We start from the raw sequence: 17,051 nt of genomic DNA on the forward strand, positions 1-17,051 counted from the left end.
GAGTGAGTAAGAGCAAGGATTTTATCGTTGTAAAAGGTGCTAGAGCACATAACTTAAAAAATATTGATGTAACCATTCCGAGAAATCAGCTTGTCGTTGTAACGGGATTGTCTGGTTCGGGGAAATCATCATTAGCATTTGATACGATTTATGCAGAAGGGCAGCGCAGATATGTAGAATCGTTATCTGCGTATGCGCGCCAGTTTTTAGGACAAATGGATAAGCCGGATGTAGATACGATTGAAGGATTGTCACCGGCGATTTCAATCGATCAAAAAACGACGAGTCGTAATCCACGTTCAACTGTCGGAACAGTGACGGAGATTTATGATTATTTACGTTTATTATTTGCACGAATTGGTACGCCAATTTGTCCGAATCATGGGATTGAAATTACATCACAAACAGTCGAGCAGATGGTAGACCGTGTTCTTGAATATCCTGAGCGTACGAAATTGCAAGTGTTAGCGCCTATCGTGTCTGGGCGTAAAGGAGCGCATGTGAAAGTACTTGAAGATATTAAGAAGCAAGGGTATGTTCGTGTACGTGTTGATGGTGAAATGCTTGATGTGTCTGAAGAGATTACGTTAGATAAAAATAAGAAGCATTCCATTGAAGTTGTAATTGACCGTATTGTTGTAAAAGAAGGAATCGCAAGCCGTCTTGCTGATTCACTTGAAAGTGCATTAAAGCTTGGCGGAGGCCGAGTGTTAATCGATGTAATGGGAGAAGAGGAACTTCTATTTAGTGAACATCATGCTTGTCCGCATTGTGGTTTTTCAATCGGAGAATTAGAGCCGCGTATGTTCTCATTCAACAGTCCATTCGGAGCATGTCCTTCTTGTGATGGACTTGGTTCAAAGCTAGAGGTAGATTTAGAACTTGTTATTCCGAACTGGGATTTATCATTAAATGAACATGCGATTGCTCCATGGGAACCGACAAGCTCACAATATTACCCACAGCTTTTACAATCTGTATGTAATCATTACGGCGTTGATATGGATGTGCCTGTGAAAGATATACCGAAAGATTTATTTGATAAAGTGTTGTACGGAAGCGGTGAAGAGAAAGTTTATTTCCGCTATGTAAATGAATTTGGTCAAGTAAAGGAAAATGAGATTTTATTTGAAGGTGTTATTCCAAATATCGAACGTCGTTATCGTGAAACGAGTTCTGATTATGTCCGTGAGCAAATGGAAAAGTATATGGCAGAGCAAGCTTGTCCGAAGTGTAAAGGTGGACGCTTAAAGCCTGAGAGTTTAGCTGTTTTCGTTGGTGATAAAACGATTGCTGATGTAACGAAGTATTCTGTTCAAGAAGTACAGGAATTCTTCTCGAATGTGGAGCTAACGGAGAAACAACAAAAAATTGCTCATTTAATTTTAAGAGAAATCCAAGAGCGCGTTGGGTTCTTAGTGAACGTCGGTTTAGATTATTTAACGTTAAGTCGTGCCGCAGGAACTTTATCAGGTGGTGAGGCGCAGCGTATTCGTTTAGCGACGCAAATTGGTTCTCGTCTTACTGGCGTACTTTACATTCTTGATGAGCCTTCTATCGGTTTACATCAGCGCGATAACGATCGTCTTATTCGTACGTTGCAAGAAATGCGCGATTTAGGTAATACATTAATCGTTGTTGAGCATGATGAAGATACAATGATGGCTGCTGATTATTTACTTGATATCGGACCGGGTGCAGGTATTCACGGTGGGCAAGTTGTATCGGCAGGGACACCAGCTGAAGTGATGCAAGATGATAATTCGTTAACAGGAAAATATTTAAGTGGTAAAGAGTTTATTCCAGTTCCACTTGAAAGACGTAAAGGTGACGGACGTAAAGTGGAGATTGTCGGTGCAAAAGAGAATAACTTAAAGAATGCAAAAATGTCATTCCCACTCGGTACGTTTGTAGCGGTAACAGGTGTATCTGGATCAGGTAAAAGTACGATGATTAATGAAGTACTATATAAATCGTTAGCGCAAAAGTTATATAAAGCGAAAGCGAAGCCAGGTACTCATAAAGAGATTAAAGGTCTTGAACATTTAGATAAAGTAATTGATATTGATCAATCGCCAATTGGTCGTACACCACGTTCTAATCCAGCGACGTACACAGGTGTATTCGATGATATTCGTGATGTGTTTGCACAAACGAACGAAGCTAAAGTGCGCGGATATCAAAAAGGACGTTTCAGCTTTAACGTAAAAGGTGGCCGTTGTGAAGCGTGCCGTGGAGATGGAATTATTAAAATCGAAATGCATTTCTTACCAGATGTGTATGTTCCGTGTGAAGTTTGTCACGGTAAACGATATAATCGTGAAACGTTAGAAGTGAAATATAAAGATAAGAATATTTCTGAAGTGTTAGGGATGACAATTGAAGATGGAGTAGAATTCTTCGCCAATATTCCTAAAATTAAGCGTAAACTTCAAACGCTTGTAGATGTTGGGCTTGGTTATATGAAATTAGGTCAACCAGCAACAACATTATCTGGTGGGGAAGCACAGCGTGTGAAATTAGCTTCTGAATTACACCGTCGTTCTACAGGTCGTACGTTATATATTTTAGATGAGCCAACGACTGGTTTACATGCGCATGATATTGCACGTCTTCTAGAAGTGCTGCAACGTCTTGTTGAGAGTGGTGAGACGGTACTTGTAATTGAACATAATTTAGATGTGATTAAAACAGCTGATTATATCGTTGACCTTGGACCAGAAGGCGGGGACAAAGGTGGACAAATCGTCGCTTCGGGAACGCCAGAGCAAGTAGTAAAAGAAGAGCGCTCGTATACTGGTAAGTATTTAAAAGAGATTTTAAATCGTGATAAAGCAAGAATGAAAGAGAAAATAAAAGAAGTAGAGTTATCGCAATAAGTTTATTGATGAAAACCGAGTGGAAATGACGCTCGGTTTTTATTGTATAGGGGGAGATGATGGAGTTTTTAGATGTGTTGCGAAAGAAGAATATGAAGGTAAGAAAGTTCCAAAAGTGGGGTGTATATTTTCGGAAGCGCTGGGAGAATAACTTTGCAAACCATTTAAGTGATGAAGAAAAAGAAGACATTTTCTTTTACGGAGATAAGTATGTATGTGGATATCTTTGGCACATATTTAGTTATGAGAAAAAGAAGTGCTTAGAAGGAATAGAAGCAGAGAGCGCGTTTCATAATGAAGTGAAAAAGGAGTGCTACATTTTCTACCAACACTGTGATGAGGTACTATTAATAAAGGATGCGAGTTTATTACATATGGATGATACATTGTGTGAGACAGATGATGCGTATAAAGGTGATATCTATATTGTAGATAAAGATTTCACTTGGACTTTTGTAAAAACTCATGAACATAGATGGTGTGGTCCCTATTTCACAAAGAAATGTTGGTAGGTATACAAGCGTGAAGAGTAGAATAAGTTGGTATAAGTATTTGTATGATACTTGCGTTTATTGTCTATTAGCGTATGATGAAATATATATGTTAAAAGGATGTGTAAGAAAATGAGATGGATTGTATCACTTCTTGTAAATAGCGTTGTGTTAATCGCTGTATCGGGACTTTTAAAAGGGATTGCACCAGACGCGTTTTACGTAGCGAATATACAAACTGCAATTATTGCGAGTATTATTTTGGCTGTTTTAAATGTGTTCGTAAAGCCGTTTTTAATTTTAATTACGCTACCAATTACTGTTGTAACTTTCGGCTTCTTCTTAATTGTTATTAATGCGATTACGTTAAAAATAGCAGATTCATTATTAGGAGATGCTTTTAATATATCAGGATTTGGTGTAGCGATTGTTGCGGCAATTTGTATTTCAATTTTTAATATGATTATTGAAAAGGTAATTGTGGAACCTCTATATGAAAAAAAGAGAAAATGACAAAAAGAAAAACATTTCATTATTCGTATGAAATGTTTTTTTCTATTTATCAGAAACCGTATTTCTTGTTTCCAGAAAAAAATGGTACAATATCCGGTAGAATGGAATTTTACATCAAACGAGACTGAACCCGCAGCGGAGTGGAGGTTTATACATATGCCAAAAGTAAGGACAAAAGATTTAATTGAACAATTTCAATTGGAGTTAATAAGTGGTGAGGAAGGAATTCATCGTCCGATTGATACAAGTGATTTATCACGACCTGGAATTGAAATGGCAGGATTCTTTACATATTATCCAGCTGATCGCGTGCAGCTTCTTGGAAAAACGGAGCTTACGTTCTTTGATACGTTAACGATAGAACAAAAACAAGAGAGAATGAAAGCGCTTTGTACCGAGGAGACGCCATGTATTATTATAACTCGTAATCAAGATGTACCAGATGAGTTATTACAAGCATCACGTGAATCAGGCATGCCTTTATTACGTTCTTCTCAAACGACAACGAGATTATCAAGTCGTTTAACCAATTATTTAGAAGGTAAGCTAGCACCAACAACTGCTGTTCATGGTGTATTAGTGGATATTTACGGTGTTGGTGTTTTAATTACAGGTCAAAGTGGTGTTGGTAAAAGTGAGACAGCTCTTGAACTTGTGAAGCGTGGCCATCGCCTTGTTGCGGATGATAGTGTAGAAATTCGCCAAGAAGATGAAGACACATTAGTAGGAAGCTCACCAGATTTAATTGAGCATTTATTAGAAATTCGTGGTCTAGGTATCATTAACGTTATGACGTTATTCGGTGCAGGGGCAGTGCGAAATTATAAGCGTATTACACTTGTTATTAATCTTGAAATTTGGGATCAAAAGAAAAATTATGATCGCTTAGGTCTTGATGAAGAGAAGATGAAAATTATTGATACAGAACTTACGAAGATTACACTTCCAGTTCGTCCTGGTCGAAACTTGGCTGTTATTATTGAAGTAGCAGCGATGAACTTCCGTTTAAAACGTATGGGAGTCAATGCAGCACAGCAGTTCTCAGAACGATTAATGAGTGCGATTGAGTTAGGGAATCAGGAGTAAACATTGGAGAGGGAGGTCATACATATGCTGTTAGGTTCTGTACCGCAGCTTGACCGCGTAGCTGTCCAACTTGGGCCGTTTCCTGTTTATTGGTACGGGATTATTATCGGTACAGGTGTGCTATTAGGTCTTTGGCTAGCAACTCGCGAGGGAGAAAGGCTAGGTATTCCAAAAGATACATTTGTTGACCTTGTATTAATTGCAGTACCGATCGCTATTCTATTTGCGAGAATGTATTATGTTATTTTTGAATGGGAATATTACGCGCAAAACCCGAGTCAAATTATTAATATTCGTCAAGGTGGCTTGGCGATTCATGGTGGTTTAATCGGAGCGGTTATTACCGGAACTCTTTTTGCAAAGCGACGCGGGGTTTCATTCTGGAAGTTGGCGGATATTGCTGCGCCAAGTATTTTACTAGGACAAGCAATTGGCCGATGGGGAAACTTTATGAACCAAGAGGCACATGGTGATGAAGTAACCAGACAGTTTTTAGAAGGTCTTCATTTACCAGATTTCATTATTAATCAAATGTATATTGAGGGTGTGTACTATCATCCGACGTTTTTATATGAATCATTATGGAATTTTGTAGGTGTAATTTTACTACTTGCATTAAGAAAAGTGAATTTACGCCGCGGGGAATTATTCTTCACATATTTAATTTGGTATTCAGTAGGACGCTTCTTCGTAGAAGGCTTACGTACAGATAGTTTAATGCTAGGACCACTTCGCATTGCACAAGTAATGTCAATTGGACTTGTTGTTATTTCTATTATTTTCATTATTGTGAGACGAAAAATGGGGCAAGCTGATAAAAGATATTCGGAAAATTAGAGAAAAGTAGCATCTTATTGTAAGATGCTGCTTCTTTCATATTCAGGAAAGCGAAAGGACTAAGGCAATGAGAATAAATACAGTGTTATTTGATTTAGATGGAACTTTAATTAATACAAACGAACTTATTATTTCTTCTTTTTTACATACTTTAAATACATATTATCCAAATCAATATAAGCGTGAAGATGTGTTGCCATTTATCGGTCCATCTTTGCATGATACTTTCAGCAAGATTGATGAAAGTAAGGTTGAAGAGATGATTACAAGCTATCGCGAATTTAACCATGATCATCATGATGAATTAGTAGAAGAATATGAAACTGTATATGAAACAGTTCGAGAGTTGAAGAAGCAAGGTTATAAAGTTGGTATTGTTACAACGAAAGCGAGACAAACCGTTGAGATGGGATTACAGTTGTCAAAGCTTGATGAATTTTTTGATGTTGTCGTGACAATTGATGATGTAGAGCATGTGAAACCACATCCAGAGCCACTTCAAAAAGCGCTTGAATTATTAGATGCAAAACCAGAAGAGGCATTGATGGTTGGGGATAATCATCATGATATTGTCGGTGGTCAAAATGCGGGGACGAAAACAGCTGCGGTTTCATGGACGTTGAAAGGTAGAGCGTATTTAGAAGCTTACAAGCCGGACTTTATGCTAGATAAAATGAGTGATTTGCTACCGATTTTGTCTAATATGAACCGTTCATAAAGGTCCAAGTAAGTTAGTAGAGGAGCGAGCTCAGTGCGACGGACAACGCGCTATCCTGTTTCAGGAGGAAATTCATTATGGAATGTGTATAAAACAGTGTCTTTTTGGAAGGTAATGAAAAACTTTATTATTATCCAAATTGCGCGTTACACGCCATTTTTATCTGTGAAGAATTGGTTGTACCGTACTTTTTTACGGATGAAAGTAGGAAAGAAAACATCATTTGCACTTATGGTAATGCCGGATATTATGTTCCCAGAAAAGATAACTGTGGGAGAGAATTCGATTATTGGTTATAACACAACGCTTTTAGCACATGAATATTTAATTCGTGAATATCGACTTGGGGAAATCATCATTGGAAATGAAGTGATGATTGGAGCGAATGTAACAATATTACCAGGTGTGAAAATTGGAGATGGTGCGACTGTCTCAGCTGGCACACTTGTTCATAGAGATGTACCGAGCGGAGCTTTCGTAGGTGGAAATCCAATGCGTATTATTTATACGAAAGAGCAAATGACCGCAAGAGAAGGTTCATGGTGAAAATGTAACATTTCTCTTCTTTTTTTATGAATAAAAAGGAAATAATTGAGTAGAATATACTGTTTTGTTTTTTACGGAATCGTTTATACTTATAGATAGAAGAATGTGTGAACGAAGAAAACAAAAAACTGGAGGATATATGGGGAAAAATCAAAGAATATATAAGGAGAACGGACAAGTTATCTCTTTTAATCAGCTAGCGGACTTCTTTTATAAAAAAGGGATGAGAGCTTACAAAGGGCAAAAATTGCAAGATGCAATTAAATATTTTCGAAGAGCGGCACAAAGTGAGAAGGAGCCGTTTATTTTATGTCAATTAGCATCAGTATTATCTGAGGCTGGTGAATATCAAGAATCGAATCAAATCTTCTTAAAGTTAGTTAGATCTAATCCAGAACTTGAACAGTGCTATTATTTTATTGCAAATAATTATGCATATATGGGGTTATTTCAACAGGCGAAGAAATATGCGGATCGCTATTTAGAATTTGCAAAAGAGAAGGAATTCGTAGAAGATACATTAGAACTTCTTGAGATTATGGAAGAAGAAGCAATGGGTGCGGAAGAGATTGAAGATGAAGATGATTTAATTGTTATGCAGGAAGAAGCGAATCGTTATATTCGTAATGGACAATTGGAAGAAGCGATTGCTACATTAGAAATTGTTACGAAAGATTATCCGGAATTTTGGTCAGGTCATAATAATTTAGCCATTGCACATTTTCAATCTGGTAATGTAGACAAGGCACTGAAGTTAACAGAAATGATTTTAGAGAAAAATCCTGGTAATATACATGCGCTTTGTAATACGCTTATTTTTCTATATTCAATTGGAGAGCATAAACAAGTAGAAGCGTTAGCGGGACAGCTAGTTTCAGTATATCCGATTTCATTTGAACATCGTTTGAAACTGGGAACCACACTTGCAACGATTGGTTATTTCGAGCATGCATATAAATGGTTCAAATTATTAAAGCGTCAAGGATACGAGGGAGACGTTAGTTTTTATTATTGGTTTGCATATTCTGCTTATATGGTGAAAGATCAGCAACTAGCTGAAAAAATGTGGCAACATGTCGTGGAATTGCACCCTGATAAAAAAGGAAAAGAGCCCTGGAATGCGCTGAATTTAGCAGATGAAGGACAAAGTTTGCTATTTGAAGAATTACGAAAATCATTTCAGCAAAGTGCGACGTTAGAAGAACAAATGCTGGCTTTATATTTAATGAATGAATTGTCAACGCCGGAGAAGGTTGGATTCTTCTTTGATATAACGCAAGCGAAGAACGGTGTTCCCATCGTATCACAACTTGCAAATTACTTCTTTTTACTTAATAGTCATAAGAGTATTCCAGCTGATTTACAACAATTTGAGCAGTGCGTACGAATCGCGGATGCATTATACAATTATACGAAAAAAGATGATGAATTAATTGAAGAGTGTTTACACTTTTGGTTTTGTACGTTCATACGTTTATATACATCTGGAGATATATTTACAAATGTGTACGGCTGGTCAGCTGCGATTGAATACATTGTACGCGGCGAACAAGGAAATAAAATGACACAGTCGGAGCTTGGAGATGTATATAATGTATCTGTAGCGACTGTCCGAAAGTATGTGCAAGCTGTTAAGCGTACGCACACATAAGATAAGCAAATCATTGGGAAAAAAATGATGCTAACAGTATAATGAGGGTAACTTAATTGTGTAGGAATGGATAGGAGTGAATAGTGTGTCAGAAGAAAAAATTTATGATGTCGTTATTATTGGTGCAGGACCAGCTGGTATGACAGCTGCAGTATATACATCTCGTGCAAATTTAAGCACATTAATGCTTGAGCGTGGTATTCCAGGTGGCCAAATGGCAAACACAGAAGATGTAGAAAACTACCCAGGTTATGAGTCTATTTTAGGACCAGACTTATCAAATAAAATGTTTGAGCATGCGAAGAAATTTGGTGCTGAATATGCATACGGTGATGTGAAAGAAGTCATCGATGGTAAAGAATACAAAACAATTATTGCTGGTAAAAAAGAATATAAAGCACGTGCAATTATCGTTGCAAGCGGTGCAGAGTATAAAAAAATTGGTGTACCGGGTGAAACAGAACTTGGCGGCCGTGGTGTATCATATTGTGCAGTATGTGACGGGGCATTCTTTAAAGAAAAAGAACTTATCGTAATTGGCGGCGGAGATTCTGCTGTTGAAGAGGGTGTATTCTTAACGCGCTTTGCATCAAAAGTAACGATTGTTCACCGTCGTGACACGCTTCGTGCACAGAAAATTTTACAAGACCGTGCTTTCCAAAATGAAAAAGTAGATTTCATTTGGAACCATACTATAAAAGAAATCAACGAAGCAAGTGGTAAAGTAGGAAGTGTAACACTTGTCGACGTAAACAGTGGAGAAGAGAAAGAAGTCAAAACTGACGGCGTATTCGTATACATCGGTATGTTACCATTATCAAAACCATTTGTTGAACTAGGTATTACAAATGAAAATGGTTACCTTGAAACGAACGAACGTATGGAAACGAAAATTCCTGGTATTTTTGCAGCTGGTGATGTTCGTGAAAAAATGCTTCGTCAAATTGTAACTGCAACAGGTGACGGTAGTATTGCAGCACAAAGTGCTCAACATTACGTAGAAGAATTATTAGAGGAATTAAAAACTGTATCAGAAAAATAAGGGATAATATACCTTGTGAGAAGAAAGCTACCGACAGGAGCTTTCTTCTTTTTTTGTTTGAAAATGTCAAAGTTTTGTCAAAAAATATTAGGATTATAAGCTTTCTTATTGATATACTGGACTTTACGGAAAAAATCACTATAAGAAATGAGGAATTTATTCAGTATGGAATGGCGTAATATATATCGTGGATTTTGTATGGGCGTTAGTGATTTAATTCCTGGTGTGAGCGGCGGTACAATCGCTGTTGTGTTAGGGATTTATGAACAATTACTTGCGGCAATTAGTGGATTCTTTAGTCGTGAATGGAAAAAACATTTAGGATTTTTAATTCCCCTTGCAGCTGGTGTGGCAGCAGCATTTTTAACGTTAAGTCACGTTATTAAATATTTACTTGCAAATCATTATGAACCGACTCAATTTTTCTTCCTCGGTTTAATTATTAGTATATTACCGATGTTAATGAGAGAAGCTGATGCAAAGTCATCGTTTAAAGGTAAGCACATTGTTTTATTAATAGTTGCAGCAATTCTTGTTGCGATTACAGCTTTCTTTAAACCAGATAAGGCAGCAGATCCAATTACGACGTTAACAATTTTAAATGCAATTGGTTTATTTTTCGCAGGATGGATGGCTAGTATGGCCATGCTGCTTCCTGGGATTAGTGGATCGTTTATTTTATTAATTATTGGTGTGTATCCAACAGCAATTAACGCTTTAACTACACTTAATTTACCTTTAATCGTGGTTATCGGTGCTGGTGTTATGGTCGGATTTGTTGTAAGTAGTAAAGGCATTAGTTTTTTATTAGATCGTTATAAAAGTATGACATTTGCGGCAATTATTGGACTTGTAATCGGTTCGATTGTAATTGTGTTCCCTGGGATTCCGACTGGCGGATTTTCAATTATAAGTTCGATTATTACCTTTATTTTAGGATTTGCGATTGTTACTTATTTCGGTAAGAAATAAAGGCTTTAATCCCCTTGGCGATAAAAATCGTTAAGGGGATTTTTTATGCTATTCATTGAAAGTCTAAGCATTTACATTGCTTGTTATAGAAAGCTTTTTTAAAATTGTTGAGTAGCATATGCTTAACGAAAGAGGACTGGCTCCTTCGTTGTAGCAAACTGTTTTTGATAGTATAATGAAAGAAGTATGCAGTGAGGAATTTTACTGCAAGTAGCTGAGGTGAAGAAACATGCAAAGAGTGACAAACTGTGTGTTAATTAGAGATAATGAAGTACTCTTACTCCAAAAACCTCGCCGAAATTGGTGGGTTGCACCAGGCGGGAAAATGGAGCGTGGTGAGACTGTAAGAGATTCCGTTGTTCGCGAGTATCGTGAAGAAACAGGTATTTATTTGAAAAACCCAGCGTTAAAGGGGGTCTTCACCTTTGTCATCCAAGAAGGTGATAAAGTTGTTTCTGAATGGATGATGTTCTCCTTTTTAGCGACAGATTTTGCAGGAGAAAACAAACTAGAGAGCGAAGAAGGCATCATTGGTTGGCATACATTTGACAAAATTGATGATTTAGCAATGGCGCCAGGAGATTATCACATTATTGATTACTTAATTAAAGGAAATGGCATAATCTACGGTACATTTGTATATACCCCAGATTTTGAGTTGCTTTCATATCGATTAGATCCGAGTTAAACCGTCAAGGAGAGGATACGATGACAGAGAATAATGATATAAAAATGGTAATTATTACAGGGATGTCTGGAGCTGGAAAAACAGTAGCTTTACAAAGTTTTGAAGATTTAGGATATTTTTGTGTAGATAATTTGCCACCGATGTTATTGCCAAAGTTTATTGAACTTATGGCGGATTCAAAAGGGAAAATGAATAAAGTGGCACTTGGTATTGATTTACGTGGCCGCGAGTTTTTCGAACATTTATGGGGAGCGCTTGATGATTTATCAGAACGTACATGGATTATTCCTCATATTTTATTTTTAGATGCGAAAGATAGTACGCTTGTAACTCGTTATAAAGAAACGAGACGTTCGCATCCACTTGCACCAACTGGTTTGCCGTTAAAGGGAATCGAAGCAGAGCGCGATTTATTAACAGATATGAAGGCACGAGCGAATATTGTGCTTGATACATCGGATTTAAAACCGAAAGAATTACGTGAAAAAATTGTTCACTTGTTCTCAACAGAAACTGAGCAAGCATTTCGTGTAAATGTTATGTCATTTGGATTTAAGTACGGTATTCCAATTGATGCAGATTTAGTATTTGATGTTCGTTTTTTACCAAATCCATATTACATTCCACATATGAAGCCATTAACAGGACTAGATGAAGAAGTTTCTTCGTATGTACTGAAATTTAATGAGACACATAAGTTTTTAGAGAAGTTGACGGATCTGATTACTTTCATGTTGCCTCATTATAAAAGAGAAGGCAAAAGTCAACTTGTAATTGCAATTGGATGTACAGGTGGACAGCATCGTTCTGTTACGCTTACAGAATACCTTGGGAAACATTTGAAACCAGAGTATAGTGTTCATGTATCTCATCGTGATGTGGAGAAGAGAAAGGGCCATTAAGGGATGAAAAAAGAGAGAAAGCCTAAAATTGTTATCATGGGAGGCGGAACTGGACTCTCTGTTTTATTAAGAGGATTAAAGCAATATCCTGTTGATATTACAGCAGTTGTTACAATCGCTGATGATGGTGGCAGTTCAGGTAGATTACGTGATGAGCTAGAAATTCCACCTCCAGGTGACATCCGTAACGTACTTGTTGCGTTATCGGATGTAGAGCCACTGGTGGAAGCTTTATTTCAGCACCGTTTCACAACAGGGGACGGACTGAAAGGTCATGCGTTAGGAAATCTATTGTTGGCAGGTATGACCTCAATTACAGGAGACTTTTTCCATGCAATTACGGAAACAAGTAAAGTATTAAATGTCAGAGGACGTGTATTACCAGCAGCGAATCAAAGTGCGGTACTTCATGCGGAACTTGAAGATGGAGAAATTGTAACAGGCGAATCAAAGATTCCTTATTACGGAAAGAAGATTAATCGTGTCTTTTTAACTCCAGAAGATGTAGAGCCATTGCATGAAACGTTGGCTGAGATTAAACGAGCTGATTTACTCGTTTTCGGTCCAGGAAGTTTGTATACAAGTATATTACCCAACTTAGTTGTTAATAAAATTGGGGATGCTGTTCTTGCTGCAAAGGCGAATAAGGTGTATGTATGTAACGTTATGACACAAGCGGGTGAAACGATGGGATATACTGCTTTTGATCATGTGCAGGCGTTACACGATCATTTAGGGCAACCATTTATCAATACTGCAATTGTAAATAACCGTGATATTCCTTGTGAATTACGTAAGTTATATGAGGAAGAAATGTCTACACCAGTTGTAGTGGATGAAGAACGTTTTGCTGAAAATAATATTGATGTCATTCAAGGTGGATTAGCGAAGTATGATGATCGTGTTGTAAGGCATGATACGTTAAAGTTAGCTTCGATTTTATATTCATTGTTATAAATATGCGTTGCCTCGTTTGAGGTAGCGCTCCTCATTCATATAGGACAAGAATTTTGTTCCATAATAATCGTATAAGGAGGTGTTGACTGTGTCATTTGCATCAGAAACAAAGAAAGAGCTGACGAACCTTGAAATGAAGGAATGCTGTGAAAAAGCTGAATTATCAGCGTTACTTCGAATGAATGGATCGCTTTCTTTTTCAAACCGTCGTCTATCTATTGATATTCAAACAGAAAATGCGGCAATTGCAAGAAGAATTTATACGCTTTTGAAAAAGGGATATGACGTAACGGTAGAATTGCTTGTTCGTAAAAAAATGCGATTGAAGAAAAATAATGTATATATCGTAAGGCTTGTTGAGAAGTCTCGCGAAATATTAGCCGATCTTCATATCGTGCGAGATGACTTTTCATTTATTCGAAATATATCACAAGAATTGATTGAGAAGAAGTGTTGTAAACGATCGTATTTACGCGGTGCATTTTTAGCAGGTGGTTCAGTAAATAACCCAGAAACATCATCTTATCATTTAGAGATCTTTTCGTTATATAAGGAACATAATGATGCTATATGTGAACTGATGAACGGATTTGATTTAAATAGTAAGACGCTGGAAAGAAGAAAAGGGTACATTACGTATTTGAAAGAAGCGGAGAAAATTACGGAATTTTTAAATATTATTGGTGCTCATAATGCGCTTTTAAGATTTGAAGATATTAGAATCGTACGTGATATGCGTAATTCCGTAAATCGTTTAGTGAACTGCGAAACAGCTAATTTAAATAAAACAATTGGTGCAGCGCTAAGGCAAATTGAAAATATCCGCTATATTGATGAGACGGTTGGTCTTGATATATTGCCAGATAAACTACGAGAAATTGCGCAGCTACGAAGAGATTATCAAGATGTAACATTGAAAGAGTTAGGTGAGATGGTATCCGGGGGGAAAATTAGTAAATCGGGTATTAATCATCGTTTGCGTAAAATCGATGAAATTGCAGAGAAATTACGCGCGGGGGAAACGGTAGCAAAAAAATAAGAGGTTAAAGGGGAAATGGAGCTGTGGTTCAAAAACGAGTTCAGGTTTCATTAAAAAACGGTTTACAAGCACGTCCGGCTGCGTTGTTTGTACAAGAGGCAAATCGCTTTCATGCAGATATCTTCATCGAGAAAGACGGAAAGACAGTAAATGCAAAGAGCATAATGGGGATTATGAGCTTAGCAATTGGAACTGGTAGCATGATAACAATTACAACAGAAGGTTCAGATGCAGAAGAGGCTTTAGAAGCATTAGCTGCATATGTACAATAAGAAACTATCGCGTATATGCGATAGTTTTTTGTTTTTGCTGTTTACTTAAAGGGAGTTTTCGGGATAGGGGGTATGTAGGTGGTTTGTCCTTGTCGTAGATTGTCGGTAAATCGATATGTTGTGTCGAACCGTTGATATATTAAAAAAATCGTTGATATAATTTGAGTTTTGTTCGATATAATTGAAAAATCGTTGATATATTTAGAGGGATACTGGATAGGGTATACAGACGGAGGTATATGATAATAAAAAAGCGCCCAATTATAGGGCGCTTCCGCTTTTAGTTGTATCCAGCTCCAGCGGCTAGAATGGTCGGTGGCTTCGCTTCTTCCGCCGAGGTAAAAAGCACCTCTTTGTCAGAAGCTCCATCCTCCTCCCATTCTGAACGAGCCGCTTCCGCTTTTAGTATATCCAGCTCCAGCGGCTAGAATCTCCGGTCGTTTCGCCCTTCATTCGAGGCAAAAAGCGCCTCGGAATCAGGGGCTCCATCGCCCTGCGATTCTAAACGAGCCGCTTTCGCTTTTAAGTATTAACGATTTGTAAAGATCTTATCGATTAAACCGTATTCTAAAGCTTTTTCTGCTGTCATGAAGTTGTCGCGGTCTGTGTCGCGTTGTAGTACTTCAAGTGGTTGACCTGTGCGGTCAGCAAGAATTTGGTTTAGTTTTTCACGTAAGAATAGGATACGTTTTGCAGCGATTTCGATTTCAGTCGCTTGACCTTGTGCTCCACCAAGTGGTTGGTGAATCATTACTTCACTGTTTGGAAGTGCATAACGTTTTCCTTTTTCACCTGCTGCAAGTAAGAATGCACCCATAGATGCTGCCATACCGATACAGATTGTTGATACTTGTGGTTTAATAAACTGCATTGTATCATAGATTGCCATACCTGCTGTGATAGAACCACCAGGGCTGTTGATGTAGATGTGAATATCTTTTTCTGGATCTTGAGATTCCAAGAATAAAAGCTGGGAAACGATTGAGTTAGCTACGTTGTCATCAATTGCACTACCAAGCATAATGATGCGGTCTTTTAATAGTCGAGAGTAAATATCGTAAGCGCGTTCTCCACGATTTGTTTGTTCAATTACTGTAGGAATTAAATTCATCTGTTATTTCCTCCTTCTAAAGCTTTCTTAGTCTTATAATACAATTATGGTCAATAAAGGTCAAACGAAACCACTTTAAATCAAAAAAATATGTAGTTGTATCATGAAATATTCGCTATGTTTTCGAAATTCCCTGCTTATGTATCTTCAACATCATAACCGAATTCCATAAATTTAAACGTTATGAAAACTGGAGAAAAAGGAAAAGAACGCTTGTTAACTGAAGCGTTCTTTCGATAATTAGTCTTTTAAAAGATAGGTAACTCTATTTAAAATCTTTTCGATTTGTTTCGCGTTTTTACTATACATTTCGCTTGCTGATTTCGACTTTGTTTCTAGGGAAAATAGTTCAAGATCAGCATGACATTTTTTTAAAGATGCTAATAATAAAGGCTTATTTTGAGGAGAAGGCATTTGTAGTTTGTCATTGTAAATGTCGATAGTAAGTTGTCCGTATGAATCTACTTGACCGAGAAAAACATTTTCGATAACAACACCGAGCTTTTCTAGTTCAGAGTGTAGCCAAGCGCGGTTATGCCCGTTTGCTGAAAGTGGTTCATCTAGTACATTTCCATCCATAATAACAGTTTGTGGTTCTTTTTCATTTGGCACTTTTAAACCGAGATCTTTTGCAGTAAGTGGCTGAGAATCTTTCTTTAATAATACATTTAATTCTCCGCTCGGTTCTAAGACAGCAAATTCGACTTCAGCTATACTGAATGCACCATTTCCTCTAAGAAGCTCAAGTAACTCATCACTTGTATATTTTTCTTTCTTTAAATTATCCTCAAGTACTTTTCCATCTTTTATTAACACTGTAGATTTTCCTTCAAAGAAATCTCTAGCAGTTTTGTTTTTCAAGGAAAGAATTCCAACGAAAAAAGGTACGGAGGCGAAAATAAGTATTGCAAAGACACCGTGGAAAAACTTTTGATCAAGCCCTGTAGCTATTTGAGCAGCGATATCACCGATTGTCATTCCCGCTATGTATTCAAAAAAGGAAAGCTGAGAGATTTGCCTTTTTCCTAAGCACTTTGTAATAGTGAATAAAATAATTAATATGAATACAGAGCGAAGGATGACAAGTGTCCATTCCGGTAGGTGAGACATAGTCATTTCCTCCAGTCTACTTAAAACCCTTTATATTGAGGTTCTTCACGTTCTAATACTGAAACTCTATCCTGTAAATCAGCGATGACACTGTCCATTTCTAACATACATTCATGAAATACGCGTTTAGCTTCATCGTCTGTAGAATTTAGTGAAAGGGAACTTAAGCTTGCTTGAGCGCCTCTTACACTAGCAAGGCAAGTTTTTACGCTAGCGATAACAGTCATATAAACACCT

At 37.4% G+C, this 17,051-nt stretch carries 18 protein-coding genes; 15 read left to right on the top strand and 3 right to left on the bottom strand.

Annotation, left to right across the window (positions count from 1 at the left end):
• Positions 1 to 2: 2 nt before the first annotated feature.
• The 15 genes from uvrA to N2V92_RS09225 all read left to right on the top strand — a co-directional run bounded on the left by uvrA (position 3) and on the right by N2V92_RS09225 (position 14,593).
• On the top strand, positions 3 to 2,879 hold the full coding sequence (uvrA, locus tag N2V92_RS09155; protein WP_000045589.1) for an excinuclease ABC subunit UvrA: 2,877 nt from the start codon (positions 3 to 5) through the stop codon (positions 2,877 to 2,879).
• A gap of 59 nt (positions 2,880 to 2,938) precedes the next feature.
• Entirely contained in the window at positions 2,939 to 3,391 is a 453-nt protein-coding gene (locus N2V92_RS09160; RefSeq protein ID WP_000394721.1) for a DUF4275 family protein, read from the top strand.
• 111 nt (positions 3,392 to 3,502) lie between these two features.
• A complete protein-coding gene (locus N2V92_RS09165) occupies positions 3,503 to 3,883 on the top strand; it encodes a phage holin family protein (protein ID WP_001267311.1) in 381 nt (126 codons plus the stop codon).
• Positions 3,884 to 4,039: 156 nt separating this feature from the next.
• On the top strand, positions 4,040 to 4,969 hold the full coding sequence (gene hprK, locus N2V92_RS09170; RefSeq protein ID WP_042596622.1) for an HPr(Ser) kinase/phosphatase: 930 nt from the start codon (positions 4,040 to 4,042) through the stop codon (positions 4,967 to 4,969).
• A 24-nt stretch (positions 4,970 to 4,993) separates the two neighbouring features.
• On the top strand, positions 4,994 to 5,806 hold the full coding sequence (gene lgt / locus N2V92_RS09175; RefSeq protein ID WP_042596621.1) for a prolipoprotein diacylglyceryl transferase: 813 nt from the start codon (positions 4,994 to 4,996) through the stop codon (positions 5,804 to 5,806).
• A gap of 67 nt (positions 5,807 to 5,873) precedes the next feature.
• The gene (gene ppaX, locus N2V92_RS09180; RefSeq protein ID WP_001222403.1) at positions 5,874 to 6,524 is read left to right on the top strand and encodes a pyrophosphatase PpaX; all 651 of its coding nucleotides are present in this window, start codon (positions 5,874 to 5,876) and stop codon (positions 6,522 to 6,524) included.
• Between the two features lie 33 nt (positions 6,525 to 6,557).
• Positions 6,558 to 7,070: an acyltransferase gene (locus N2V92_RS09185; RefSeq protein WP_001255086.1), complete on the top strand. Its 513-nt coding sequence runs from the start codon at positions 6,558 to 6,560 to the stop codon at positions 7,068 to 7,070.
• Between the two features lie 139 nt (positions 7,071 to 7,209).
• On the top strand, positions 7,210 to 8,721 hold the full coding sequence (locus N2V92_RS09190; protein ID WP_000517718.1) for a tetratricopeptide repeat protein: 1,512 nt from the start codon (positions 7,210 to 7,212) through the stop codon (positions 8,719 to 8,721).
• A gap of 85 nt (positions 8,722 to 8,806) precedes the next feature.
• The gene (trxB, locus tag N2V92_RS09195) at positions 8,807 to 9,763 is read left to right on the top strand and encodes a thioredoxin-disulfide reductase (protein ID WP_001288077.1); all 957 of its coding nucleotides are present in this window, start codon (positions 8,807 to 8,809) and stop codon (positions 9,761 to 9,763) included.
• Between the two features lie 165 nt (positions 9,764 to 9,928).
• The gene (locus tag N2V92_RS09200; protein WP_000455196.1) at positions 9,929 to 10,735 is read left to right on the top strand and encodes a DUF368 domain-containing protein; all 807 of its coding nucleotides are present in this window, start codon (positions 9,929 to 9,931) and stop codon (positions 10,733 to 10,735) included.
• Positions 10,736 to 10,964: 229 nt separating this feature from the next.
• Positions 10,965 to 11,423 carry an NUDIX hydrolase gene (locus N2V92_RS09205; RefSeq protein WP_001190080.1) on the top strand — a complete coding sequence of 153 codons (459 nt, stop codon included), beginning with the start codon at positions 10,965 to 10,967 and terminating at the stop codon, positions 11,421 to 11,423.
• Between the two features lie 20 nt (positions 11,424 to 11,443).
• On the top strand, positions 11,444 to 12,325 hold the full coding sequence (rapZ, locus tag N2V92_RS09210) for an RNase adapter RapZ (RefSeq protein ID WP_000138458.1): 882 nt from the start codon (positions 11,444 to 11,446) through the stop codon (positions 12,323 to 12,325).
• 3 nt (positions 12,326 to 12,328) lie between these two features.
• A complete protein-coding gene (locus N2V92_RS09215; protein WP_000712190.1) occupies positions 12,329 to 13,282 on the top strand; it encodes a gluconeogenesis factor YvcK family protein in 954 nt (317 codons plus the stop codon).
• Positions 13,283 to 13,370: 88 nt separating this feature from the next.
• Complete coding sequence (whiA, locus tag N2V92_RS09220) at positions 13,371 to 14,321, top strand: DNA-binding protein WhiA (protein WP_000006563.1); 951 nt, start codon at positions 13,371 to 13,373, stop codon at positions 14,319 to 14,321.
• A 23-nt stretch (positions 14,322 to 14,344) separates the two neighbouring features.
• Positions 14,345 to 14,593, top strand: coding sequence for an HPr family phosphocarrier protein (locus N2V92_RS09225; RefSeq protein WP_000250307.1), 249 nt, complete (start codon positions 14,345 to 14,347; stop codon positions 14,591 to 14,593).
• 529 nt (positions 14,594 to 15,122) lie between these two features.
• Here N2V92_RS09225 and clpP read toward each other — a convergent pair.
• The 3 genes from clpP to N2V92_RS09240 form a co-directional block, all read right to left on the bottom strand.
• The gene (gene clpP / locus N2V92_RS09230) at positions 15,123 to 15,704 is read right to left on the bottom strand and encodes an ATP-dependent Clp endopeptidase proteolytic subunit ClpP (RefSeq protein ID WP_001049162.1); all 582 of its coding nucleotides are present in this window, start codon (positions 15,702 to 15,704) and stop codon (positions 15,123 to 15,125) included.
• A gap of 240 nt (positions 15,705 to 15,944) precedes the next feature.
• Entirely contained in the window at positions 15,945 to 16,814 is an 870-nt protein-coding gene (locus N2V92_RS09235; protein WP_000018929.1) for a DUF421 domain-containing protein, read from the bottom strand.
• Between the two features lie 20 nt (positions 16,815 to 16,834).
• Positions 16,835 to 17,041 carry a DUF1657 domain-containing protein gene (locus N2V92_RS09240; RefSeq protein ID WP_000215916.1) on the bottom strand — a complete coding sequence of 69 codons (207 nt, stop codon included), beginning with the start codon at positions 17,039 to 17,041 and terminating at the stop codon, positions 16,835 to 16,837.
• Between the last annotated feature and the right edge of the window lie 10 nt (positions 17,042 to 17,051).

The sequence above is a fragment of the Bacillus sp. CH_48 genome (assembly GCF_038008465.1).
In the GTDB taxonomy this organism is placed as follows: domain Bacteria; phylum Bacillota; class Bacilli; order Bacillales; family Bacillaceae_G; genus Bacillus_A; species Bacillus_A thuringiensis_S.